Raw genomic sequence first — 23,649 nt, 5'->3', positions numbered from 1 at the left:
TTTATTTTGAAAGTTCTAACATGCGTTCTATAGGTAATAATGCACGTTTTCTTATTTTTTCTGGAACATCTATTTGTGGCGATTCGTTAAGTAAACAATCGTGTAGTTTTTGAAGCGTATTCATTTTCATAAAATGGCATTCGCTACAAGCACAAGTGTTATCTTCTTTAGCAGGAGCAGGCACTAACTCTGTATTAGGTACTTCTTCTTGCATTTTGTGTAAAATACCAGCTTCTGTAGCTACAATAAATTTTTGTTCTGGGTGTTCTTTTACATAATTAATCATTCCAGCAGTAGAGCCAATATAGGTTGCTGTGTCTAAGATGTGAGCCTCAGATTCTGGATGTGCTATAATTTTATGATCTGGATACTTTTTATGTAATTCTATTAATTTGTCTATAGAAAAAGCTTCGTGAACAATACAGCTACCATCCCATAGTAACATGTCTCTGCCTGTTTCTTTAATAATATAGGCGCCTAAATTTTTATCTGGTGCAAAAATAATAGGTGTTTCTTTAGGAATAGATTCTACTATTTTTAATGCGTTAGATGAGGTGCAAACAATATCGCTTAAAGCTTTTATTTCTGCCGAGCAGTTTACATAAGTAATTACAACGTGGTCTGGATGTTTACTAGTAAAATCGGCAAAAGATTCTGGCGGACAAGAATCGGCTAGAGAACAGCCTGCATTTAAATCTGGTAAAACAACCGTTTTGTTTGGACTTAAAATTTTGGCAGTTTCTGCCATAAAATGTACACCAGCAAATACAATCATGTCAGCATCTGTTTCTGCAGCCTTTTGAGATAACCCAAGACTGTCTCCAACATAGTCTGCAATATCTTGTATCTCTGCTACTTGGTAGTAATGTGCTAAAATAACAGCGTTTTTTTCTTTTTTAAGGCGTTTTATTTCTTGTACTAAATCCATTTTAATCTTATTTATTAACTAATATAGCAAATAACATGCCTATGTTAGTTAAACTATAGACTGCAAATATCTTAATTAAAATGTGTATTGAGATGTGTTTGTCTTAAAAAAAGCCTCAGAATAAAATACCCTCAGCCTTTTTATAAAATCATTAAACAATTGTTAAGTAAATGCTTAAATAATTAATAAAAAAGAAAAGAGGGATTGTATAATAATTACGTTAATGCTTGTGTTTTTTGATTTAAAGATAAATTTTGAATTTCTAGATGAATCTCGTTTAGGGTTAATTCTGTTTTGTCTAGTTCGTTTAAAGTGGCAAATTTAATTTTTGTAAAAGCCTTGTTAACAGTATTAAATAAAATTTGATAATACAAAACACCTGCTTTCATGTTTTTGGTAAAAGTAAGCAAGTATTTTTCTTCTTTTTTGGTCATAGATGTTCTAGCGCCTGCCAACTTGTCCTTTAAAAAATCTATATAAATATGTAATTCTTTAATAAATAAATTAGGTCTATCTATTCTAGAAATCATATTGTCTCTTCCATAAATATGGTCGGTCATGTTTTTAAGACTCATTATTTTAGAGTAGTATGCCATGTTTGGTCCAGGACAAATAGAAACGCCTTCGCCCTCAACTTTGGTGTCTAGGCTGTAAGTTAAAAGAGCAGATGTGCCCAAACCTACACAGGTACAAGACTTTTCTATAATTTTATTGTATTGGTTTTTATAAGCTTCTACAGATAAATTAGCTTCTTTTAAAGCCTTTATTTTATAATGTTGATACTCTCTTGAAGCAGTGCAAACACCAGTTTCTTTAAACTCTTTATTTAATGCAACAAACTTTTTAGGGCAAGAACTTCCTGGTCTATCTTTGTCTATTAAAAGTTGTTTTTCTGCGTCTTTTGTATTGTTTTTTAGGTTGTTAAAGGGTATGCCTAATGGCGAAATGTTGCTTAAATACAGGTCGTCTTCTTTTGCTTTTGCTAATTGATTTAGCGTGTTTTTATCTACAGTTGTGGCTTCTGGCACCAATAAAAAAGGGCTACCCCAACCTATTGAGTCTAGGTTGTAATGTTTTAATAAAAAATCGTGTTCTTCTTTTGTGCCAACGCCTCCTTGTGCTGTAATTTTAAAATTTGTGTTGGGGTTTAAAATGGCTCTATTTTGCTTTTCTAGTTCTGTATTTAATATACTTATAATAGCTTCTTGTAATTCGTGTCGTCGTGTTTTAAACTCATCTAAAACAGGGCCTAAAAGATATCCGTTGGTAGCAAAAGCATGTCCGCCACAGTTAAGGCCAGATTCAATTCTATATTCTGAAACCCACAACCCTTTTTTTGCCAGAAATTTTCCCTGAATTAATGCCGATCTATAGTCACTTACTTTTAATATGATGCGCTTTTTAAAGAAACCATTTACATTAGGAAAAAAGTCGTTAAATTGAGCCATATAAGTAAACAATCTAGGGTTCATGCCTGCCGATAGTATAACAGACGAGTTTAGTTTACTTTTTGCAAAACCACGCAGTGCTGCATGAGCGTCGTTATGTTCTATAGGTAGTTTTTTGTTGTTTAAGTAGTTGTCTTTATCAACTTTGGTCATTATATTAACATCAATAGTGCCCATGGTTAAATTATTGGCAATCCAATTTTTAATTTTTTCAAAATCTAATTCTGTCGATGTTAATTTTTTAAACTCCGATTTTATTTTAGAACCCTCTGGTAGCATGCTAATATAAGCTGCTATTTTATCGTTTTTTTTGTAAGATATAGTTTTAAGGTCTTCAAATGCTTCGTCAGCTAAATCGCTAATTAAATTTAAATACGATGTAATGCGTTTTGCTCTATAATCATCAATTTTGTTGGAGATTTCTTTATAAGAGCGTTCAAACTTTTCGCTATACATTTTTCTTAATTTTTCTAGTAAAATATCATCTACCAAAGAGATTACAGAATCTATACCATATTGAGCAACTTTTAAAGGAGTATCTATTGTAAACCCTATGCCCATTACAGGAATGTGAAACGAATGTGTTTTTTTCATACTTCATTATATTAATTGGCAAAGGTATTAATGGGATAAAGTTTATTATATGATTTAAATCATACTTTCAATCATGCAATTTAGGCACAAGTACTTTGTAAAATTAAATGGAAATAGCTTGTAATAACTAAAAACGATGGTTTTGAAGAATTTTGATTATAAAGAATAAACCATAATCCGTATTTTTTTTAATTATTCTTAATCAGAATAAAACATTCTATGTAAATCGATAAAACTTTAAATAGACAATGTTTCTTAAGGCTTTGTTTACTATTTTTATGGCTAATTTTCAATAGAATGATAGCATGTCTGTAGAGCCAAAATTAACAAGATTTAACCAAAGTGTATTGTCTAAATATCAAATATACAACAGTATATTTATGACCTTACCCTTTGATTCCATTACAAAAACGGGAGTTTTACTTCCTTTATTTCACGAAACCTGTGAGAAAGGGTTTGCCAAAGGCGACGACCCTACAACAATAGTAGAAACTTTTTTTAAGAAATACCAAGCAAGACGATCAGAAGAGAGTCAAATAAACTTATTATTTAGGTTTATTCAATACATTGAAAGACAAGTTGTTTTGTTTGATGCTATTGAGGATGCAGCTTTTCCTATTGTAAACAATATGGATGGTATTGGTACGCTAAGAAACTTAAAAGATATAGCTAAATCTGAGAATTCTTTAGAAGCTTTAAAAGATTATCTTGAAGAGTTTAAAGTGCGTATTGTACTAACAGCCCACCCAACACAATTTTACCCAGGATCTGTTTTGGGTATTATTACAGACTTATCTGAAGCGGTAAAGAATAATAACCTAAACGATATTAACGATTTATTTGCGCAACTTGGTAAAACACCATTTTTTAAGCGCGAAAAGCCTACACCTTATAACGAGGCTAAAAGTTTAATATGGTATTTAGAAAACGTATTTTATAAGTCTTTTGGAGATATATACAATTATATACAACAAAATATTTATGATGATGGTAAGCGACACAACGAAATTATAAATATTGGTTTCTGGCCAGGAGGCGATAGAGATGGTAACCCATTTGTTAAGCCTAATACTACTGTAAAAGTTGCTAATAAATTAAAGAAAGCTATACTTAAAAAGTATTATGCAGATCTTAAAAATTTAAGACGAAAACTTACTTTTAGAGGTGTAGAAGAGCGCGTTATTAAATTAGAAACTATAATGTATAATTATAGTATTGATTTAAAAACAAAAGATGCCATTTCATCAAAAGAATTAATAAAAGAATTATTAAGCATTCGCGATGTTATTAAGGAAGATCATCAATCGCTTTATATTTCAGAAATAAACAGTCTTATTAACAAAGTGCATTTGTTTGGGTACAATTTTGCCATGTTAGATATAAGACAAGATAGTAGAATACATCACAGTGTATTTACTACGGTTATAGATAATTTAATTGAAAGCGGACATAAATCGTTTCCAAAGAATTATCACGATTTAACCGATGCAGAGCAAGTAAAGGTTTTATCTGAAGTAAAAACAGAAGAGCATATAGATGTTGATGTTTTTGAAGACGAAATGGTAACCAATACCTTAAAAACAATTAAGGCCATTAAGAAAATTCAAAAATCTAATGGAGAGCGAGGTGCTAATAGATACATTATTAGTAACAACCAAACCGCACTAAATGTTATGCAACTTTTTGCTATGCTTAAGTTAACAGCATTTAAAGACGATTTAACTGTAGATGTGGCTCCACTTTTTGAAACTATTCCAGATTTAGAAAACGCACCAGGAGTTATGGAAGAGTTGTACTCTAACCCTGCGTATAGAGCACATTTAAAAAGTCGAGGTAATAAACAAAACATTATGTTAGGTTTCTCTGATGGAACAAAAGATGGTGGTTACTTAATGGCAAACTGGGGAATTTTTAAAGCTAAAGAACGTTTAACAGAAATTTCTAGAAAATACGATATTACAGCTATTTTCTTTGATGGTCGTGGTGGACCTCCTGCCCGTGGTGGTGGAAAAACACATCAGTTTTACTCTTCTTTAGGGCCAACTATCGAAGATAAAGAAGTGCAGTTAACTATACAAGGACAAACTATTAGTTCTAATTTTGGAACTTTAGACTCTTCTAAATTCAACTTAGAGCAATTAATAAGTTCTGGACTTTCTAATAGATTAGGTAAGGATAACAAAGAAATGAGTGAGGCCGATAAAATTGTAATGAACGATTTAGCCGAAACGAGTTACGAAGCCTATAAAAACTTTAAAAGTCACCCCATGTTTATTCCATACTTGGAGCGCATGAGTACTTTAAAGTTTTATGCAAAAACTAATATTGGTAGTAGGCCATCTAAAAGAGGTAATAAAGATGGAGGATTAGTGTTTTCAGATTTACGAGCTATTCCTTTTGTAGGGTCTTGGAGCCAATTAAAACAAAACGTTCCTGGTTTCTTTGGTGTTGGTGTTGCCTTAAAGCAATACGAAGAAAGAGGAGAGTTTTATAAAGTAGAACAGCTTTATAAAAACTCTAAATTCTTTAAAACATTGTTAGAAAATAGTATGATGTCTTTAACAAAATCGTTTTTCGATTTAACCAAGTACATGTCTAAAGACGAGGAGTTTGGTGCCTTTTGGGATATTATTTATAACGAATACATATCTACCAAAGCATTATTATTAAAGCTTACAGGTTATAAAGAGTTAATGGAAAACGAGCCTTCTGGTAGAGCTTCTATTCAAGTTAGAGAATCTATTGTATTACCATTGTTAACCATACAACAGTTTGCGCTTAAAAAGATTCAAGAGTTAGAAAAAGAAGAGGTAAGAGACGAAGAGCAAATTGCCATTTTCGAAAAAATAGTTACAAGATCTTTATTTGGTAACATAAACGCAAGTAGAAACTCGGCGTAGTTTTAAATAAAAATAGTATTAAGGCCCTTTATGGAAACATTAAGGGCTTTTTTTTTGTCTTTTTTTAACATAATCTAAATGTGTTTTTAATGTTAACTCAGTTTAAAATAACTTGTTTTTAAAAAGATAGATAACCTTAACTTAAAAAAAAGTTAAAACCTTTTGGTTAATTGTTTTGTTGTTTTGTGCTTTAAATAACTAACAAAATAACCATGAAAAAACAGTACTTATTTTTACTATTTACTTTATTGTTATCAGTAGTTAGTTTCTCTCAAAATGGTAATGTGCAGGGAACTATTATTGATGAACAAGGATTGCCAATACCTTTTGGGAATGTTATAATAGAATCGTTACAACAAGGAGTTGTATCTGATGCAGATGGTAAATTTTTATTCGTAGATCTTCCAACAGGAAAACAAATATTAAAAGTAACCTATATAGGGTATTCAGACTCTAAAACAGAGGTCGATATTCAAGCAGGAGTAACCAAACAAGTTACTATAACTATAACGCCAACAGTATTAGAATTAGATGGTGTAGTAATTACAGGTTATAATTCTAGCCAAGCCAAAGCCTTAAATGCTCAAAAAAACAAACAAAATATTACCAATATAGTATCTACAGATCAAATTGGTAAATTTCCAGATGCAAATATAGGCGATGCTGTAAAACGTATACCAGGTATTACCATGCAGGTAGATCAAGGTGAAGCCCGTAACATTATTGTTCGTGGTTTGGCACCTCAATTAAACTCGGTAACTTTAAACGGAAGTCGTATTCCCTCAGCCGAAGGCGATAATAGAAATGTACAAATGGATTTAATTCCATCAGACATGATTCAGCTTATAGAAGTAAATAAAGCGGTAACACCAGATATGGATGCCGATGCTTTAGGTGGCTCTGTAAACCTAGTAACAAGAACATCGCCTAATGGTTTTAGAGTTGCAGCAACTTTAGGCTCTGGTTTAAACTTTATTACTAACAAAAGAATTTTAAATGGTTCTTTTTTAGTTGGAGATAAATCAAAAGACAACAAGTTTGGTTGGATGGTTTCTACTTCTATAAACGATTCTGATTTTGGATCGGATGATATTGAGTATGAATGGGATGATAGCAACGAAGATTTTATTAAAGAACATGATATTAGAACTTATTTAGTACAACGTATTCGTAGAAGTTTTTCTGCTAATTTAGACTATGCTTTTGATGCTAATAATAAAATCTATTTAAAAACAATGTATAACTGGAGAGACGATAGAGAAAACCGTTATAGATTGCGTTATAGAGATATTGAGTATATAGACGAAGATAATCCAGCATTAGGGTATCAAGGTACAATTAGAAGGCAAACTAAAGGCGGTATAGATAATAACCGAAACAAAAACACACGTTTAGAAGACCAACGTATGCAAAACTATAGCTTAGGGGGCGATCATTTATTTGGTAAATTAGAGCTAGATTGGATGGCATCATATGCATCTGCATCAGAAGAGCGTTTAAACGAACGTTATATCGAATTTGAACTAGAAGAAACACCTGGAGGCGAATTAATTCCTTTTAATATAAACCTATCAGACACAGAATTTCCTGTTATTACACCAGTAAATTCTAACGATGTAAGTATAGAAAACTTTAGCTTAAAAGAAATTACAGAAGAAAATCAATTTACAGAAGAAAAAGATTTTAATACCTTTATTAATGCCAAGTTGCCATTAAACTTATTTAATAAAGAAAATGGATTTTTAAAATTCGGGCTACGTTCTAAATTTAAAGAAAAGGAGAGAACAAATAACTTTTTCGAGTTCGAGCCAACAAATGGAGATTTTGACGATTTATCTGTATTACCACTTACAAACCAAACAGATACCAATTTCTTAGCAGGAAGTCAATATGCTGCAGGTCAGTTTGTAGCCCCTGAGTTTTTAGGCGCGTTAAATTTAAATAATGCAAATTTATTTGATGCAGAAGATGTACCAAGTGAATATGTTAGAGCTAATTTTGAGGTTAAAGAAGAGGTTTTAGGTGCTTACGCTATGGTTAACCAACAACTGTCTGATAAATTAAGTGTTTTAGCGGGTATTAGAATAGAAAAAACAAAAACTGAAGCAATTGGTAATCAAATTGAAGACGAAGAAGACGTTTTAGGAACAATTGAAGCAGATAATAATTATGTAAACGTATTACCAGGGCTTCATTTTAAATATAATTTAAACAGTAATACGGTTTTACGTTTTGCATGGACAAATACTATTGCTAGACCAAACTATGCAGACATTGTACCTAGTATAGATGTTATTGCAGACGATGAAGAGATTTATTTAGGCAACCCAGAATTAGATGCTGCAAAGTCTATGAACTTCGATTTAATGGGCGAGTATTACTTTAAAAACGTGGGTATTATTTCTGCTGGTTTATTTCAAAAGAGTATAGAAGATTTTACATACCAATATGTAACAGAAGATCCTTCTAACGGATACGATATTTTTCAGCCTCAAAATGGTGACGATGCTAATATTTTTGGAGCAGAAATTAGTTTTCAACGTCAGTTAGATTTTCTTCCAGGTATAGCTAAAAACTTAAACGTAATGTTAAACTACACATATTTAACATCTGATGCAGACGGTATTAGAAATGAAGATGGAGACGTACGTACAGATGTAGATTTACCTGGTACAGCGCCAAATATGTTTAATGGTTCTTTAGGGTATAACGACAAGAAATTAAGCGTACGATTATCTGCAAACTACTCTGATGCTTATATAGATGAAATTGGTGGAAATGCGCTTGAAGATAGATATTACGACGAGCAGTTTTTATTAGATTTTAATACATCTTATACCTTTAACTCTAAATTTAGCGTGTATTTCGATTTAAACAATATTACAGACCAACCATTACGTTATTATCAAGGTTTAAAAAATAGAACAATGCAAGCCGAGTATTACGGGCGTCGTATTACATTTGGTTTAAAATATAACTTATTTAAAAGAAAATAAAGGTGAGTAAACTTAAAGCAAATATAATTTTTGGTTGTTTTGTTGTGCTTATGTCTTGTGCAACAAAACTACCAGAAATAGTAGCAGATGTGGTTACAGAAAAAACGTTAAACGATACAGACGATCCTGCTATATGGGTAAACCCCAAAGATGCTTCGAAAAGTATTGTTTTTGGTACAGACAAGAATACTAATGGTGCTATTTATGCTTTCGATTTAGATGGAAAAGTTCTAGAAAGTAAAACCATTAGAAATATTAAAAGACCTAATAATATCGATTTAGAATATGGTTTTAAATTAAACGATTCTACAAAGGTCGATATTATTGCTTTTACAGAGAGAGAACGAAAACAAATACGTTTGTTTTCGGTTCCAGATATGCAACCGCTAGATCATGGTGGTTTTCCTGTTTTTAAAGATGCAACCAAACCCGAAGAGAATGCTCCTATGGGAATTGCGCTATACAAATCGCCAAAAAATAAGGCTATTTATGCTATTGTAGGCAGAAAAACAGGACCTTTAAAAGGGTACTTGCACCAATATTTATTAACATCAGATAGCTTAGGAGTACAAGCTAAATTTATTCGTGCTTTTGGCGATTACAGCGGTAAAAAAGAAATAGAAGCTATTGCTGTAGATAACGAAACGGGAATAGTATATTATTCTGACGAAGGACATTGTATTCGTAAATACTATGCAGAGCCAAGCAAAGGTGATAAAGAAATTTACTGTTTTGGAAAAGACTATTTTACAGAAGATATTGAAGGTATTGCCATAGCAAAATATACTAATAATACCTTTTTAATTGTGTCTAACCAACAAGCACACACTTTTAATGTGTTTAATGCAAAAACCAATGCGTTTATAAAAGAAATTAACTTAGGCACAATAGAAACAGATGGTTGCGATGTAACTACAGCAGCTTTAGGAAATAAGTTTCCTAATGGACTTTTTGTATCGATGAATGATGATAAGAATTTCTTTTTTCACGATTTAAAAAAATTAGAGCTAGAAAAATAACCACGTTTTTTATGTTATAAAGTCCTTTTTGTTTTTAGAAAGGACTTTTTTTATGGGCTTTTATTTAAAAAAAACATTAACTTTAAGGAATAACAAGTCCTGCTTTTGGGGTTAATTTAAAAATAGCATTTATGAAACCTTATAGATCTGAAATTAGAAATTCGCCAACCCAACAAACGATTAAGATTTTTTTAAACGATCAATCTTTAGATACAGATGTTAAAAGCTATTTAGAAAATTTTACAGATATAGAGCTTATAGAAATAAGAAACAGTGTAGAACGTAATCGTGTACAAGAAAATATTACTATTTTTAGAAAAGACGGAGTTTGTATAAACTCACTTCAAGATAAAATAAATAATAGTCTGGCAGGTTATTTTAATATGCAGTAATAATTTGTTAATGTTTAAGTGTTTTACACGCTCTTAGCCATTGTTTTTATTTTAATGGTATTTCCGGGGTTAAGTTTTTTAATTCCTGTAGAGAGATTTATCCATATAGCTTCATTGTCAACTGGGTTTGTTATTCTATTGTTTTTAATTTCAATGTTTTCAATTGCTTTTAAATATTTAGTAAGCTCTCCGTTTCCTACAGACCAAATATCTTTTGCTTTTCCAACTTTATTACAAAATTTAACCATGTCGTACCATCGTTTGACATCTCCAAATTCCCAAGAATGACCCCAAACGTAAAAAAGCGATAATTCTTGGTTATTCATTTCTAAATATGTACTTAAATAATCTAGTGCTTTACTATCATGGCATGTTGGGTGCCACATCATATAATGTTCTGGCAAACTAAATTTATAAGTATCTGCCACTGTACGTCCGTTTATAATACCTGTTCTCGAAATTAGCTTTGCAATACTAGCATTTGTATTGCCAAAAGGGTAAGCTAAACTAACTATATCTTTGTTGGTAAGTTTAGTTAAGGCATCAATATCTGTATTAACTTCTTCAAGAATTTCTTTATTCAATATATCACCAAAATTTTTATGAAGCGTACCATGAGCAGCAATCTCATGGTTTTTATAGATAATTAATAACGAATCTTTTGGAACGTATTTTTGGTAAATGGTGTCACCATTTTTTTGAGGCCAACTACGGGTAACTCCTAAATATCTAGAGTTAAGGTTAAATGTTCCAACTAATTTGTTTTTATCGAACAAGCGTGCTAACTCAATATCCTCAATAGTACCATCATCATAGCTTAAAACCAAAGCTTTGTACTTGCCTTCTGGATAAGTAAAGCCAATAAAACTAGGCTTTTATTTACAAGATGAGCATAGCAAAAAACTACTATAAATTAAAAGTATTAGCCTTTTCATGTTTTAGTTATAATTGAGGTAAATACAATTATAACTAAAAAAAAGCCTTTTTGCATTGCATAAAGGCTTTTTCTATAAATTATAAAGTGTTTACTTTTTTACAAATTTGGCTTTACCAGCATCGGTAGCTAAAATGTAAATTCCGCTAGATAAGTCAGAAACATCTATGCTTCCATTAGCTTCAACATCTTTAATTGTTTTACCTAGTAAGTTAACAATTTTATACGTTTTAGTGTTAATAGAGTTGCTTACGTTAAGGGTAGAAGAAACAGGGTTAGGGTAAATATTTTTTGCAATATTAGCATTGTTAAAACTCTTATTACTTAAAGTTAAACCAGCGTTATAAGTCACGGTAAAACTTTGGTCAGAATTTCCATAAGCAGGGTAACCTACTTCTCCATACCTCATTGAGTTTGCAGTTGTTACTGGTCCAAAATACCTAGCCCAAACCCAGTAAGTGTCACCATCTTGTAATGTGTTCGTAGCATTGGCGCTTATAGTAACTTCATTTGCTCCAATAGTCCAATCTCTATCAGATATGGTAATGGTTTCTCCATCAAATGTAATGTCTTCAACATTAGTTTCTCCATTATCATTATTAAGGGTTAATGTAACAGAACCAAAATTAACAGTTCCACCAGGTTGTCTAACAGATAAATAGACGTTCTTGTCGTTTCCCGATCCACTATTAGCAAGGTCAAGGCCAGTAACAGTCATTGTAACAGGATTATTAGAGGCATCAAAAAATATAAACCCTCCATTTCCATCTGGGCCAATTTGTGTAATGCTTCCGCCAACACCAGGAGATGCTGTTACAGAAGGTGTTTGTGCAGAAAGTAATCCAATTGTAAGTAAAGAGAATAATAAAGTAATTTTTTTCATAATTAATATATTTTTAGTTATTAGTTACTTCAAATTAACAACTGTTTTATATAAAAAAAAGTTAGATATGGTCTTATTAAGAGCTTAAATGGTTTTTTCGCTGCGTTTCTTATAATAAAAATAAGTGTGTATTAATTTGATAATCAGTTTTATGTTTAAAAAATAATTTAGTAACTTTAATTAAATAGCAATTTGTGCTTTTAAATTGAATTTAAAAACAACGCCTATGAAACCGTTTAGATCAGAAATAAGAAACTCACCTAGCCAGCAAACCATTAAGATTTTTTTAAACGATCAATCTTTAGATAACAAAATTAAAAATCATCTAGAACAATTAGAAGAGGTTGATTTTATAGAGCTAAGAGAAAGTGTTGGAAGAAATCGAGAGGACGAAAACATAACTATTTTTTTTAAAGACCATGTCGATATTCATAAAGCAAAAGAAAAGATAGATTCGCGTTTATGGTGGTATTTTGAAGAAGATATGGTTGATTAATTCTTTAAAACAATTAATTAAGGCGTTTTAACACGCTTTTACTACTCAATCTTTTTGCAAAAAAGCAAAAAGGATTTCAAACATACCGTTCAATCGTTAACGCAACTTCGCGTAAACTAAGTAGTATAAAGTTATTTAAAAATAAAACTTTTATACCTTTTCCGTAGTTTTGCATGTATTACAGATAACTACATATACATGCGTAAATTAAAAAATAGCGAACTAGACCGATTAAGTGTTAATGACTTTAAAGAGGCAATAAAAACACCTATCATTATTATTCTAGATAACATTAGGAGCTTAAATAATATTGGCTCGGTGTTTAGAACCAGCGATGCTTTTTTAATAGAAAAAATTTACCTCTGTGGTATAACAGCAACACCACCGCATAAAGATATACATAAAACAGCTTTAGGTAGCACAGATACTGTAGCTTGGGAATATGTAGAGAATACTATAGATTTAGTAGAAAAACTAAAAGCAGAAAACGTAAAAATTTGTGCTATCGAGCAAGCAGAAAACGCAACAATGCTTAATAATTTTAAGGTAGAAACAAACACAAAGTATGCCCTTATTTTTGGTAACGAGGTAAAAGGCGTAGCACAAAATGTGGTAGATGCCAGCAATACAGTTATAGAAATACCTCAGTTTGGCACCAAACACTCTTTAAATATTTCTGTAAGTTGTGGTGTTTTAGTGTGGGATGTATTTAGTAAGCTATCTCAAATAAGTGAATAAAAAAATAAAAAAACCATGGCCAACAAAAGCTGCTATGGCACAAATATACCAGCAACATCTTTGGGGTGGTAATACACACGATTTTTACTCTGGATCTGGATCTCATAATCCAGAAATTGTAGAGTCGTATTTAAAGGTTGTTATTCAGTTTTTAAAAACTCAAAAACCACCCTTAGTTGTGTGCGATTTAGGCTGTGGCGATTTTAATATAGGCAAGCAACTAGTGCCTTTTAGTCAAAAATATATTGGAATAGATATTGTAGACAATTTAATAGATAGAAATAATAAATTATTTAAAGCCGATAATTTAGAGTTTCACTGTTTAGACATAGCTAAAGACTTGTTGCCTAAGGCTGATTGTGTAATTCTTCGTCAAGTTTTGCAACACATTTCTAACGCAGAAATAGAACATATTGTAACCAAACTTTCAAATTACAAATACATTATAATTACCGAGCATATACCAAAGGGGGCTTTTACACCTAACAAAAATATAATTTCGGGTCAGGGTATACGTATTAAGCAAAATAGTGGCGTTAATTTACTAACAGCTCCTTTTAATTTAAAAATTAAAGAAGAAAAAATTCTAGACGAGTATATAGTTAAAGAAAACAAAGGCTGTATTGTAACCACTTTATATCAAGTTTTTTAACAGCTGTTTTTTGCATTTTTAATAAAAAGCGTTTTAAAATACGATTTCATCAAATAATGTTATGTTTTGTTAAAAAGAAATCCATAGAATTCGGTTAAAAATTTCAATTAAGCAATACTCGTAATTCAAGCTGCTACTTACTTGATAAAAGGTTTATTTTTGCCTAAATTGTTTTTAAATAACACTTTATAATATGGCTATTAAAAATCCAGAGGCAGATCGTTTAGCAGTTTTAGAAAATCATAAAAATTGGAAAAAGTGGGGCCCTTATTTGGCCGAAAGACAATGGGGAACCGTTAGAGAAGATTATAGCGAACATGGCGAGTCTTGGGAGTTTATAGATCACGAAAAGGCGAGAAGTAATGCCTACAGATGGGGCGAAGAAGGTATTGGAGGCTTTTGCGATGCTAGAGAAATTTTATGTTTAGCTCCTGCTTTTTGGAACGGAAACGATACCATTTTAAAAGAACGTTTGTTTGGGCTTACAAACAACCAAGGCAACCATGGAGAAGATGTTAAAGAACTTTATTTTCATCAAGTATCTACACCAACGCATACTTATAATAAATATTTATATAAATATCCGCATAGTAAATTTCCTTACGATGATTTAGTAAACGGAAATAGAAAAGGGAGAGACCAACCTGAATACGAAATATTAGACACAGGTTGTTTTAAAAACAATGCGTATTTTGATTGTTTTATAGAATATGCTAAAGCCGGTATAGACGATGTGCTAATGAAGATTACCATTGTTAATAGAGGTGCTCAAGCTGCAGACATTCATGTTTTACCACATTTTTGGTTTAGAAATTTCTGGAAACATAACCAGAAATATAGCAGACCAAAAATAAAAACAACAGGCTCTAATTCTGTAAGGTCAAGTAGTCCAAGAAATGGGGCTTACTTTTTATATCATGAAGGTGGAGAGCAATTGTTTTGCGAAAACGAAACCAATAACAAACGTATTTACAATGTAGATAACGAAGTGCCATATGTTAAAGATGGTATACACGAGCATGTTGTAAATAATAAAGAAACCGTAAACCCGAACAAAGAAGGCTCTAAAATGGCGGTTTGGTATAAGTTTAACCTAAAAGCAGGAGAAGAACGAAGCATTAAAGTGCGTTTAAGTAAGGATGAATTAGAGCAGCCTTGGGAAGATTTCGATGCTATTTTTGATTTAAGAAAAACGGAATGCGAAATATTTTATGACAATATTATAAAAAATGATTTACCAGATGCTAGAAAAGATTTAGCAAAAAAAGCATTTTCTGGATTATTATGGACTAAGCAATTTTATTATTTCGATATTTTTAAATGGCTTTTTGGAGGTCCAGGAGAATCTCAACCAAACAGAACTAATTTGCGTAATTTTAGTTGGCAACATCTTACAAATAGAAACATTATTTCTATGCCAGATAAATGGGAGTATCCTTGGTATGCTGCCTGGGATTTAGCTTTTCATATGGCATCTTTTGTAGAAATAGATCCCTATTTTGCTAAAAACCAACTGTTACTTGTTTTACAAGAAAGTTATATGCATCCTAATGGGCAAATCCCTGCTTACGAATGGAATTTTAGCGATGTAAATCCGCCAGTACACTCTTATGCTGTATGGAAAGTTTACGAAAAAGATAAAGAAAAAACAGGAAAAGGAGATATACAGTTTTTAGAAAAAGCATTCCAAAAATTATTAATTAATTTTACTTGGTGGGTAAACCAAAAAGATAAAAACGGTACCAACCTTTTTGAAGGTGGTTTTTTAGGTTTAGATAATATTGGGGTTTTCGATAGAAACCATATGCCAGAAGGTATTACAAGAATGCAACAAGCAGATGCAACAAGTTGGATGGCAATGTTTTCTATAAACATGTTGCGCATGTCTTTAGAGTTAGCAGAAAATAATCCGATTTACGAAGAGTCTGCAGCAAATTTTTTCAGACATTTTTTAAATATTGCTTGGGCCATGCATCATATTGGTAAAAAAGATATTTCGCTTTGGGACGATGCAGATAACTTTTATTACGATGTGGTAGAAATGTCTAACGGATCTACAGATCGCCTACGTGTACGTTCTCTAGTAGGCGTAATACCTATGTTTGCTGTAGAAATTATACATAAAGATTTATTTGAAGAATTAAAAGAGTTTAGAAGGCGCGCCAATCGTATTATAAAAACCCGTCCAGATTTAGCTTCTTTAATTTCTAATTTAGAAAAAGCAAACGAAGACGGAAATTATATGTTCTCGATTATGCGTGGTTTTAGGTTAGAGCATTTATTAAAGCGTTTGTTGGATGAAGGCGAGTTTCTTTCAGATTACGGTATACGTTCACTTTCAAAATATCACGAAAAGTATCCTTTTGTATTCCATCATCATGGGCATCATCAAATACAGTATGAATCTGGAGAAAGCCAATCTAATATGTTTGGAGGAAACTCAAATTGGCGAGGACCTATTTGGATGCCATTAAATTATATGATTATACAGTCGCTTCGTAAATACTATACGTTTTATGGCGATACATATCAATACGAATTCCCAACAGGTTCTGGGGTAAAACTTAATTTAAAGCAAATAGCAAATGAGTTAACAAAACGACTGGTTAAGCTTTTTGAGCCTAATAAAGAGGGGAAATACCCATACCATTCTGAAGATCCAGACCAAGTATTTACAAAAGATAATCATTTTAAAAACGAGCATTTCTTTTACGAATTTTTTGATGGCGATACAGGAAAAGGCCTTGGCGCATCGCATCAAACAGGTTGGACATCGCTTATTGCCAATTTAATTATGGAAATGGACGAAGACTAAATGTCGTAATAATTTTTTACTGTTTTAATAATTCATAAAAATCGTTTTGGGCATTAATAGGTTCAAAACGATTTTTTTGATATTCATTTTTTTGCTCGGCATCCAAAATTCTTGCTTTGGTATTGTCTCGCCATTGCCAGTCTAAACAGCGTTTTAAAACAGCTTTTAGTTTTTCGTTTGTAATGGGTGTTGCAACTTCTACGCGTTTATCTAAGTTACGCGTCATGCAGTCTGCCGATGCGATAAACAATTCTTCGTTACCATTATTTTCAAAAAGATAAACTCGAGCGTGCTCTAAATATCGGCCAACAATGCTTACTGCTTTTATATTTTTACTTAAACCTTCAAGTTCTGGTTTTAGTCTAAAAATACCTCTTACAATTAACTTAACTTCAACTCCTGCTTGAGAGGCCTCATATAATTTGTTTATAATAGCTTCGTCTTCTAAACTATTCATTTTAAAAGTTAAAGATGCTGGTTTGTTCGCTTTTGCAAACTTAATTTCTCTGTCTATTTTATCGGTAATAGAACGTCTTGTATTAAATGGAGACATCCAAATTGCCTTTAAGTGAGGTTTAAATTGGTCTGGATTTACCAAAAACTTAAACACTTGTTTTAAATCTGTTGTTATATTGTTGTTAGAGGTTAGTAAACCAAAATCGGTATAAATTTTAGCGCTTTTTTCGTTAAAGTTACCAGTGCCAATATAGCCTACGTTAAAATTATCACCCTCTATTAAAAATATTTTAGAATGTACTTTTATTTTGGGTATGCTGTATAGAACTTGAGCACCATGTTTTTTAAGCAAATCTCCCCAAAAAATATTGTTAGCCTCGTCAAAACGTGCTTTTGCTTCTATAAATACGGTTACTTTTTTACCATGTTCTAAGCAAACAAGTAGGGCCTTAGCAACTTCAGAATCTTTAGAAACTCTATACAATGAAATGTTTATGGTGTGTACTCGATTTGACTTTGCAGCTTCTAAAATAAGCTTAGGTATATAATCGAATTTTTGGTATGGATAGCTTAATAAAACGTCTTGATATTTTACATGGTTAATTATAGATTTGGCATGCTCTAGTTCTGGATGAGTTGATGGTTCTTGAGGCTTGTAAAACAATTTAGGGTTGTGTTTTGGTGTGGGAAACCCAAAAAAGTCGCTAAAGTTATGAAACTTGCCACCTGGCATTAAATCTGTTTTGTTTAAGTCTAACTGTTTGCGCAAGCTCTTAACACAATCTTTAGGCATGGTACTATCGTATAGCATTCTAGTAGGAATACCTGTTTTTCGTTGGCTTATATGCTCTTTTATTAGCTCTACAACTTCGCCATCATATTCGTTAAAATACAATTCGGCATCTCTTGTAATTTTAATACAGTAAGATTTTAAATTTTTATAGTTGGGGTTTAAAACAGTAAGGTTGTCTTTTATAATTTCATCAATATATGTAACATAAAATTTACCATCTTGGGTAGGGAAAGTAATAAAACGAGGTAATTTATTAGTGGGTATATTAATAAGTAAATTGGAGTCGTGTTTTAAAAATAAAAAGAGGCCTTTGTCTTCCAGAAACACAGGCTCTATGTCGGTTTCTAAATTATAAACCTTAATATGTTGCTGTACCTGCGTTTTAAAATAGTTGAGAGAAAATTGTTTTTGTTCTATAGAAAACTCATTTTTCTCAATTAAATAAATATTTTCTTGTTTTAAACTCGGTATTATGTCTGCAAAAAAAATAGCTCCAAAACGTTCTTGATGTGCGCTAACTTTTTTCTGAATGCGTTTTATTAAGCGTTTAGGCTTTTCAAACAGTTTCTTTTTTGTGTCTTTTTGGTAACGTTTAAACTGGCGAAGTTCTGAGACTCTAACTCTGTAAAACTCATCTAAATTAGAAGAAAAAATGGCTAGAAATTTTAAGCGTTCGTATAGCGGAACATTGTTGTTTTCTGCTTCTTGTAAAACACGTTCGTTAAAAGATAGCCAACTTAAATCGCGATCAATAATTTTTTTTTGCATGGTGGCAATTTAAACTATCGATATTTTATTTCTGTTAAGAGTATATTATTTTTTTTCGGGTAAACTACTTGTTATTTCGCCTAATATCCATAAGTAATCTGCTCTGTTTTCAACAAAATCTCTATTGGATACATCAATAATTTTAACATTAAAATCTTTTTGAGTTTTAAGAAAATCTAAATAACCAGTATTTATTTTTTCTAAATAATCATTAGCAATATTTTGTTCGTAATCTCGTCCACGTTTTTTAATGTTTTGTTGTAAACGCTCTGTGTTTTGGTATAAGTAAACGTACAATTCTGGTTTGGCTATGTCTTTATACATTAAATAAAATAATTTTCTATAAAGAGAAAACTCGTCTTTGTTTAGTGTAATTTTTGAGAAAATTAAAGATTTAAACACATCGTAATCGCTAACAATAAAATCTTTAAACAAATCGAATTGTGCTAAATCGTCAGATATTTGTTGGTATCTATCTGCAAGAAAAGACATTTCGAGAGTAAAGGCATACCTAGAAGCGTCTTCGTAAAATTTTGGTAAAAATGGGTTGTCTGCAAAGCGTTCTAAAATGGGTTTTGCATTAAAATCGTTGGCCATTTTTGTAACCAATGTTGTTTTACCTGCACCAATATTACCTTCAATAGCAATATAATTGTACTTAGAAAAGTCAAAAATTTTGTTTGGTTTTTTAAGCCAAATATTTAGAGGTTCAATTACAGAATTGTCTTTGCACTCATTTAATAAAGTAGCAACAGTTTTGTTAAATTTAGGGTGGTTTACTTTTGGGGCAATATCGTTTAAAGGTAATAATACAAATTGTCGTTTTTCCATTTCTGGATGTGGCACTTGTAGCGTGTTAGTATCAATAACCTGGTTACCAACAAATATAATGTCTAAATCTATAATTCGTGCTTCGTAACCTGTATTTTCTGTGCGTTTTCTACCTAAAGCTGTTTCTATATTTAATAATATTTTTAAAACCTTTTTTGGCTTTAAAAAGCTTTCTAACACCAAACAACAGTTGTAAAAATTGTCGCTTTCAAAACCTAAAGCAGTCGATTTATATACTTTAGAAATCAACGTGATGTTTCCTATTTTTGCATAAATAGCATCAATGGCATTTTGTAAATTTTTAAATTTGTCGCCTTTATTGCTTCCTAGGGCAATATGGAATGTTGTTGGTTGCGTCATAATTTCGAACTGATTGGCAAAATAACTAAAACAATTTTTAATCTATTATATTTACATTAGGTATTTATTCACAACTTACATGACATTAAAAAACAAACTTGTAGCGCAACGTATTTACATGCTTTTAGGCGCTTTATTTATTACCTCTTTAGTTGTTTCTAATTTAATTTTTCAGAAATTTTTTTATTGGTATCCTTTCGATATTGAAATTTTTGGTAGTAAACTTTTCGAAATATCAGTAGGTATTTTACCTTATCCAATTACTTTTTTAATAACAGATTTAATAAGTGAAATTTACGGTAAAAAGCGCGCTAACCAAGTGGTTATAGCAGGCATATTTGCTTCTCTATTCTCTCTTTTAATTGTTTATATGTCTAGTATAGTGCCAGCAACAAGTTGGTCTCCAGTAAATAACAGTATGTTTTCTACAGTTTTTGGTAATACTATTTTAGCTGTTTTTGCGAGTATGATGGCTTATTTGTTTGCTCAATTTATAGACATTAAAATTTATCATTTCTGGAAACAATTAACCAAGGGCAAGCATTTGTGGTTGCGTAATAATTTCTCGACCTTTTTATCGCAATTTATAGATACATTTACTGTAGTGGGATTATTATGTTTATTTCATATTATAGCATGGGATAAATTTTTGGGTTTGTTAATTAGTGGTTTTCTATTTAAAGTTTTAATAGCTTTTATAGATACACCTTTTCTGTATTTAGGTGTTTATATATTTAGAAAACGCTTTAATTTAAAGGTTAACGAAGAGATAGATTTACTTTAATTTTAGGGAAGAATTAACATTAATACAAAAACAGAATCCATCTTTTAATGGCATTTTTGCGTATATATGTATAAAACAACTTGTTAAATACCGTTTCTGCGTAAGCGAAAACCACAAAATTCTTTTCATGAAAAAAGTTTTTAAAATTATAGGCCTAACTCTTTTAATTATTATAGCTCTTTTAATAGCTATTCCCTTTGCATTTCAAAACCAAATTAAAGATATGGTTAAGGTTTTTATAAATCAAAATGTAAATGCCAAGGTAGAATTTAGCGATGTAAGTTTAAGCTTTATAAAAGGTTTTCCGCAGGCTCATGTTGCAGTAAACGATTTAGTAATAACAAACTTAGAACCTTTTAAAGACGAAACATTTGCATCTGTTAAAGACATTGCCTTTACCATGTCTATTAAAGAATTGTTTAAAACAGCAAGCGACGGACCAATAGTTGTTAAAAGTATAAATATAGACGAGGCTAAGCTAAACCTTAAAACAGACTTGCAAGGTCGTGTAAATTACGATATTGCAAAAACAGATGAGAATGCTACTACTACAAAAGCAGAGACTAGTGGTTTTGCTTTCGATATTGAAGATTATCAAATAAAAAACAGTGCTTTTACCTATCTCGATCAGGTGTCTGCCACAGAAATAAAGCTAAGCAACTTTAATCACGAAGGTCATGGTACGTTTTCTGCAGAAACATCAGAGTTAGATACAAAAAGCGAGGCTAATATTAGCTTTAGTTTAGATAGTACAAACTATTTAAACAATAATACCATAAAATTGGATGCACTAATAGGTCTCGATTTAAAAAATAGTAAATACACATTTAAAGACAATAAGGCCTTTATTAACCACCTGCCTTTGCAATTTGATGGTTTTGTGCAAATGGTAGAGGCGGGACAAAACATAGATATTACTTTTGAAAACCCAGAGTCTGATTTCAAGAATTTCTTAGCACTTATACCTCAAGAATATTCTAAAAATATAGAAAACGTAGAAACTAGTGGAGATTTTAAAGTAAAAGGTATAGTAAAAGGCATGGTTACAGATGCTACGATTCCAAAGTTAGATATAAATATAGTATCTAAAAACGCAAATTTTAAGTATCCAAATTTACCAAAAGGCGTATCAAACATTGCCATAAACGCTTCAATAAAAAATACAACAGGTAATGTAGACGATACTTTTGTAGATATTAGCACACTAAATTTTAAAATAGACGACGATGTATTTAAATCATCGGCAACCATAAAAAATATAACAAAAAATATGGTTGTAGATGCACATTTAGATGGTATTTTAAACCTAGAAAACATAACAAAGGCTTACCCTATAGATTTAGAAAACGAACTTTCGGGCATTTTAAAAGCCAAATTAAATACCGCTTTTGATATGAATGCGATTGAGACCAATGCATACAATCGCATTAAAAACAGTGGCTCTGTAAGTATTTCAAATTTTGTTTTTTCATCCAAAGATATTGTAAACCCCATTAATATAGCCGATGCCAATTTAACATTTAACACACCAACGGTGTCGCTAAATAGTTTTAATGCAAAAACAGGAGATAGCGATTTAAATGCCTCTGGTAGTATAGATAATTTATTAGGCTTTCTACTTAGCAATAGTAAGTTACAGGGTAATTTTAATGTAAATTCTAATTTGTTTAAGGTTAGCGATTTTATGTCTGAAAACGAAACAAACACTACAGATAATAAAACAACAAGCGATGCCGAATCTTTAAAAATTCCCGATTTTTTAGATTGTACCATAAATGCCAATGCCAAAACGGTGGTTTACGATAATTTAAATTTAACCAACGTAAAAGGAAAACTATTAATAAAAGACCAGCAAGCTAAGTTAGATAACATGACATCTAGTATTTTTGATGGCGCTTTAGCTCTATCTGGTAACGTTTCTACAAAAGGCAAAACACCAACGTTTAATATGAATTTAGGTGCAAACGGGTTCGATATAGCAAAGTCGTTTAAAGGCTTAGATTTGCTTCAAAGCTTAGCACCAATAGCCAAGCTTTTAAATGGTAAGTTAAATACAAGTATAGATATTTCTGGAGATTTAGATAAAGAGTTTGCCCCAAACTTAGCATCGGTTTCCGGTAAAGCTTTAGGCGAGTTATTAACCACATCTGTGGCCACAAATAAAGCCGAGTTATTTAGCAAGCTAGAAGGAGCATTAGGCTTTATAGATTTTAGCAAACTCGATTTAAAAGACTTAAAAACAAAGTTAGAATTTGCAAACGGTAAAGTAAGCGTAAAACCTTTCGATTTAAAATATAAAGACATTGCAATTACGGTTTCTGGTGCTCATGGTTTCGATCAAACCGTTGCGTACAATGCTGTTTTTAACGTGCCAGCAAAGTATTTAGGTAGCGATATTAACCAGCTTATTAGTAAAATTGATAGCGAAGAAGCCAAAAACATTACCATACCAGTTACTGCAAATATTGGAGGAACTTACACCAGCCCAACCGTAAAAACCGATTTAACAAGCGGTGTTTCTAACCTTACCAAGCAGCTTGTAGAAATAGAAAAACAAAAACTTTTAAGCAAAGGAAAAGATAAGATTGCCAATTTAATAGGCGACGTTATTGGAGGTAACAAAACCAAAACAGATTCTGCCAAACAGCAACAAAACAATGCAGTTAAAGACGTTTTAGGAGGCTTACTAGGAGGAAATAAAAAAACAGATTCTACCGCAACACAAACCAATAATACCGCAAATACAGTAAAAAACGCGTTAGGTGGTTTATTTGGTAAGAAAAAAGAAAAAGATACCGTTAAATAAGTTTTGGGCGTTACTGTTGCTTATACCAAAAAGAAGAAAACCTTTTTGGTATAAGC

The 23,649-nt window shown here is 31.5% G+C and carries 16 protein-coding genes; 10 read left to right on the top strand and 6 right to left on the bottom strand.

Going from position 1 to position 23,649, the window contains the following annotated elements:
• Position 1: 1 nt before the first annotated feature.
• Positions 2-928, bottom strand: a complete 927-nt coding sequence (gene nadA / locus ABD715_RS08000) for a quinolinate synthase NadA (protein ID WP_344787629.1) — start codon at positions 926-928, stop codon at positions 2-4.
• 215 nt (positions 929-1,143) lie between these two features.
• A complete protein-coding gene (locus tag ABD715_RS07995; RefSeq protein ID WP_344787628.1) occupies positions 1,144-2,970 on the bottom strand; it encodes a hypothetical protein in 1,827 nt (608 codons plus the stop codon).
• A gap of 305 nt (positions 2,971-3,275) precedes the next feature.
• On the opposite strand from ABD715_RS07995, the gene ABD715_RS07990 reads away from it, so the two are divergent.
• The 4 genes from ABD715_RS07990 (at position 3,276) to ABD715_RS07975 (ending at position 10,277) form a co-directional block, all read left to right on the top strand.
• A complete protein-coding gene (locus ABD715_RS07990) occupies positions 3,276-5,870 on the top strand; it encodes a phosphoenolpyruvate carboxylase (protein WP_344787627.1) in 2,595 nt (864 codons plus the stop codon).
• A gap of 212 nt (positions 5,871-6,082) precedes the next feature.
• The gene (locus tag ABD715_RS07985) at positions 6,083-8,866 is read left to right on the top strand and encodes a TonB-dependent receptor (protein ID WP_344787625.1); all 2,784 of its coding nucleotides are present in this window, start codon (positions 6,083-6,085) and stop codon (positions 8,864-8,866) included.
• 50 nt (positions 8,867-8,916) lie between these two features.
• A complete protein-coding gene (locus tag ABD715_RS07980; RefSeq protein WP_344787896.1) occupies positions 8,917-9,885 on the top strand; it encodes a phytase in 969 nt (322 codons plus the stop codon).
• Between the two features lie 131 nt (positions 9,886-10,016).
• Complete coding sequence (locus tag ABD715_RS07975; protein WP_344787624.1) at positions 10,017-10,277, top strand: hypothetical protein; 261 nt, start codon at positions 10,017-10,019, stop codon at positions 10,275-10,277.
• A 23-nt stretch (positions 10,278-10,300) separates the two neighbouring features.
• Here the strand turns inward: ABD715_RS07975 and ABD715_RS07970 are convergent, their stop codons facing one another.
• Together ABD715_RS07970 and ABD715_RS07965 are read right to left on the bottom strand one after the other, a co-directional pair.
• Entirely contained in the window at positions 10,301-11,104 is an 804-nt protein-coding gene (locus ABD715_RS07970; RefSeq protein WP_344787623.1) for a polysaccharide deacetylase family protein, read from the bottom strand.
• 198 nt (positions 11,105-11,302) lie between these two features.
• Positions 11,303-12,094, bottom strand: coding sequence for a T9SS type A sorting domain-containing protein (locus tag ABD715_RS07965; RefSeq protein WP_344787622.1), 792 nt, complete (start codon positions 12,092-12,094; stop codon positions 11,303-11,305).
• Positions 12,095-12,320: 226 nt separating this feature from the next.
• Here ABD715_RS07965 and ABD715_RS07960 point away from each other — a divergent pair, with 226 nt between their 5' ends.
• From ABD715_RS07960 to ABD715_RS07945, 4 genes are all read left to right on the top strand, one after another.
• The gene (locus ABD715_RS07960; RefSeq protein ID WP_344787621.1) at positions 12,321-12,590 is read left to right on the top strand and encodes a hypothetical protein; all 270 of its coding nucleotides are present in this window, start codon (positions 12,321-12,323) and stop codon (positions 12,588-12,590) included.
• Between the two features lie 198 nt (positions 12,591-12,788).
• Positions 12,789-13,328, top strand: coding sequence for an RNA methyltransferase (locus ABD715_RS07955; protein WP_344787620.1), 540 nt, complete (start codon positions 12,789-12,791; stop codon positions 13,326-13,328).
• On the top strand, positions 13,321-13,980 hold the full coding sequence (locus ABD715_RS07950) for a class I SAM-dependent methyltransferase (protein WP_344787619.1): 660 nt from the start codon (positions 13,321-13,323) through the stop codon (positions 13,978-13,980). Before ABD715_RS07955 ends, ABD715_RS07950 begins: the two co-directional genes overlap by 8 nt.
• A gap of 193 nt (positions 13,981-14,173) precedes the next feature.
• On the top strand, positions 14,174-16,795 hold the full coding sequence (locus ABD715_RS07945; protein ID WP_344787618.1) for an MGH1-like glycoside hydrolase domain-containing protein: 2,622 nt from the start codon (positions 14,174-14,176) through the stop codon (positions 16,793-16,795).
• 16 nt (positions 16,796-16,811) lie between these two features.
• Here ABD715_RS07945 and ppk1 read toward each other — a convergent pair whose 3' ends face one another.
• Positions 16,812-18,812 carry a polyphosphate kinase 1 gene (gene ppk1, locus ABD715_RS07940; RefSeq protein WP_344787617.1) on the bottom strand — a complete coding sequence of 667 codons (2,001 nt, stop codon included), beginning with the start codon at positions 18,810-18,812 and terminating at the stop codon, positions 16,812-16,814.
• Between the two features lie 45 nt (positions 18,813-18,857).
• Entirely contained in the window at positions 18,858-20,003 is a 1,146-nt protein-coding gene (gene folK / locus ABD715_RS07935; RefSeq protein ID WP_344787616.1) for a 2-amino-4-hydroxy-6-hydroxymethyldihydropteridine diphosphokinase, read from the bottom strand.
• Between the two features lie 79 nt (positions 20,004-20,082).
• Between folK and ABD715_RS07930 the strand changes: the two genes are divergently transcribed.
• On the top strand, positions 20,083-20,787 hold the full coding sequence (locus tag ABD715_RS07930; RefSeq protein ID WP_344787615.1) for a queuosine precursor transporter: 705 nt from the start codon (positions 20,083-20,085) through the stop codon (positions 20,785-20,787).
• A gap of 127 nt (positions 20,788-20,914) precedes the next feature.
• Complete coding sequence (locus ABD715_RS07925) at positions 20,915-23,593, top strand: AsmA family protein (protein ID WP_344787614.1); 2,679 nt, start codon at positions 20,915-20,917, stop codon at positions 23,591-23,593.
• Positions 23,594-23,649 lie beyond the last annotated feature (56 nt).

Origin of the sequence: Postechiella marina (genome assembly GCF_039538365.1) — a bacterium.
GTDB classification, from domain to species: Bacteria; Bacteroidota; Bacteroidia; order Flavobacteriales; family Flavobacteriaceae; genus Postechiella; species Postechiella marina.
This window is presented reverse-complemented; position numbering and strand designations above follow the sequence as displayed.

What these genes read in the sequence shown, in the direction of transcription:
- nadA (WP_344787629.1), bottom strand. Translation starts at nt 928, where the DNA reads ATGGATTTAGTACAAGAAATAAAACGCCTTAAAAAAGAAAAAAACGCT.
- ABD715_RS07995 (WP_344787628.1), bottom strand. Translation starts at nt 2,970, where the DNA reads ATGAAAAAAACACATTCGTTTCACATTCCTGTAATGGGCATAGGGTTT.
- ABD715_RS07990 (WP_344787627.1), top strand. Translation starts at nt 3,276, where the DNA reads ATGTCTGTAGAGCCAAAATTAACAAGATTTAACCAAAGTGTATTGTCT.
- ABD715_RS07985 (WP_344787625.1), top strand. Translation starts at nt 6,083, where the DNA reads ATGAAAAAACAGTACTTATTTTTACTATTTACTTTATTGTTATCAGTA.
- ABD715_RS07980 (WP_344787896.1), top strand. Translation starts at nt 8,917, where the DNA reads ATGTCTTGTGCAACAAAACTACCAGAAATAGTAGCAGATGTGGTTACA.
- ABD715_RS07975 (WP_344787624.1), top strand. Translation starts at nt 10,017, where the DNA reads ATGAAACCTTATAGATCTGAAATTAGAAATTCGCCAACCCAACAAACG.
- ABD715_RS07965 (WP_344787622.1), bottom strand. Translation starts at nt 12,094, where the DNA reads ATGAAAAAAATTACTTTATTATTCTCTTTACTTACAATTGGATTACTT.
- ABD715_RS07960 (WP_344787621.1), top strand. Translation starts at nt 12,321, where the DNA reads ATGAAACCGTTTAGATCAGAAATAAGAAACTCACCTAGCCAGCAAACC.
- ABD715_RS07955 (WP_344787620.1), top strand. Translation starts at nt 12,789, where the DNA reads ATGCGTAAATTAAAAAATAGCGAACTAGACCGATTAAGTGTTAATGAC.
- ABD715_RS07945 (WP_344787618.1), top strand. Translation starts at nt 14,174, where the DNA reads ATGGCTATTAAAAATCCAGAGGCAGATCGTTTAGCAGTTTTAGAAAAT.
- ppk1 (WP_344787617.1), bottom strand. Translation starts at nt 18,812, where the DNA reads ATGCAAAAAAAAATTATTGATCGCGATTTAAGTTGGCTATCTTTTAAC.
- folK (WP_344787616.1), bottom strand. Translation starts at nt 20,003, where the DNA reads ATGACGCAACCAACAACATTCCATATTGCCCTAGGAAGCAATAAAGGC.
- ABD715_RS07930 (WP_344787615.1), top strand. Translation starts at nt 20,083, where the DNA reads ATGACATTAAAAAACAAACTTGTAGCGCAACGTATTTACATGCTTTTA.
- ABD715_RS07925 (WP_344787614.1), top strand. Translation starts at nt 20,915, where the DNA reads ATGAAAAAAGTTTTTAAAATTATAGGCCTAACTCTTTTAATTATTATA.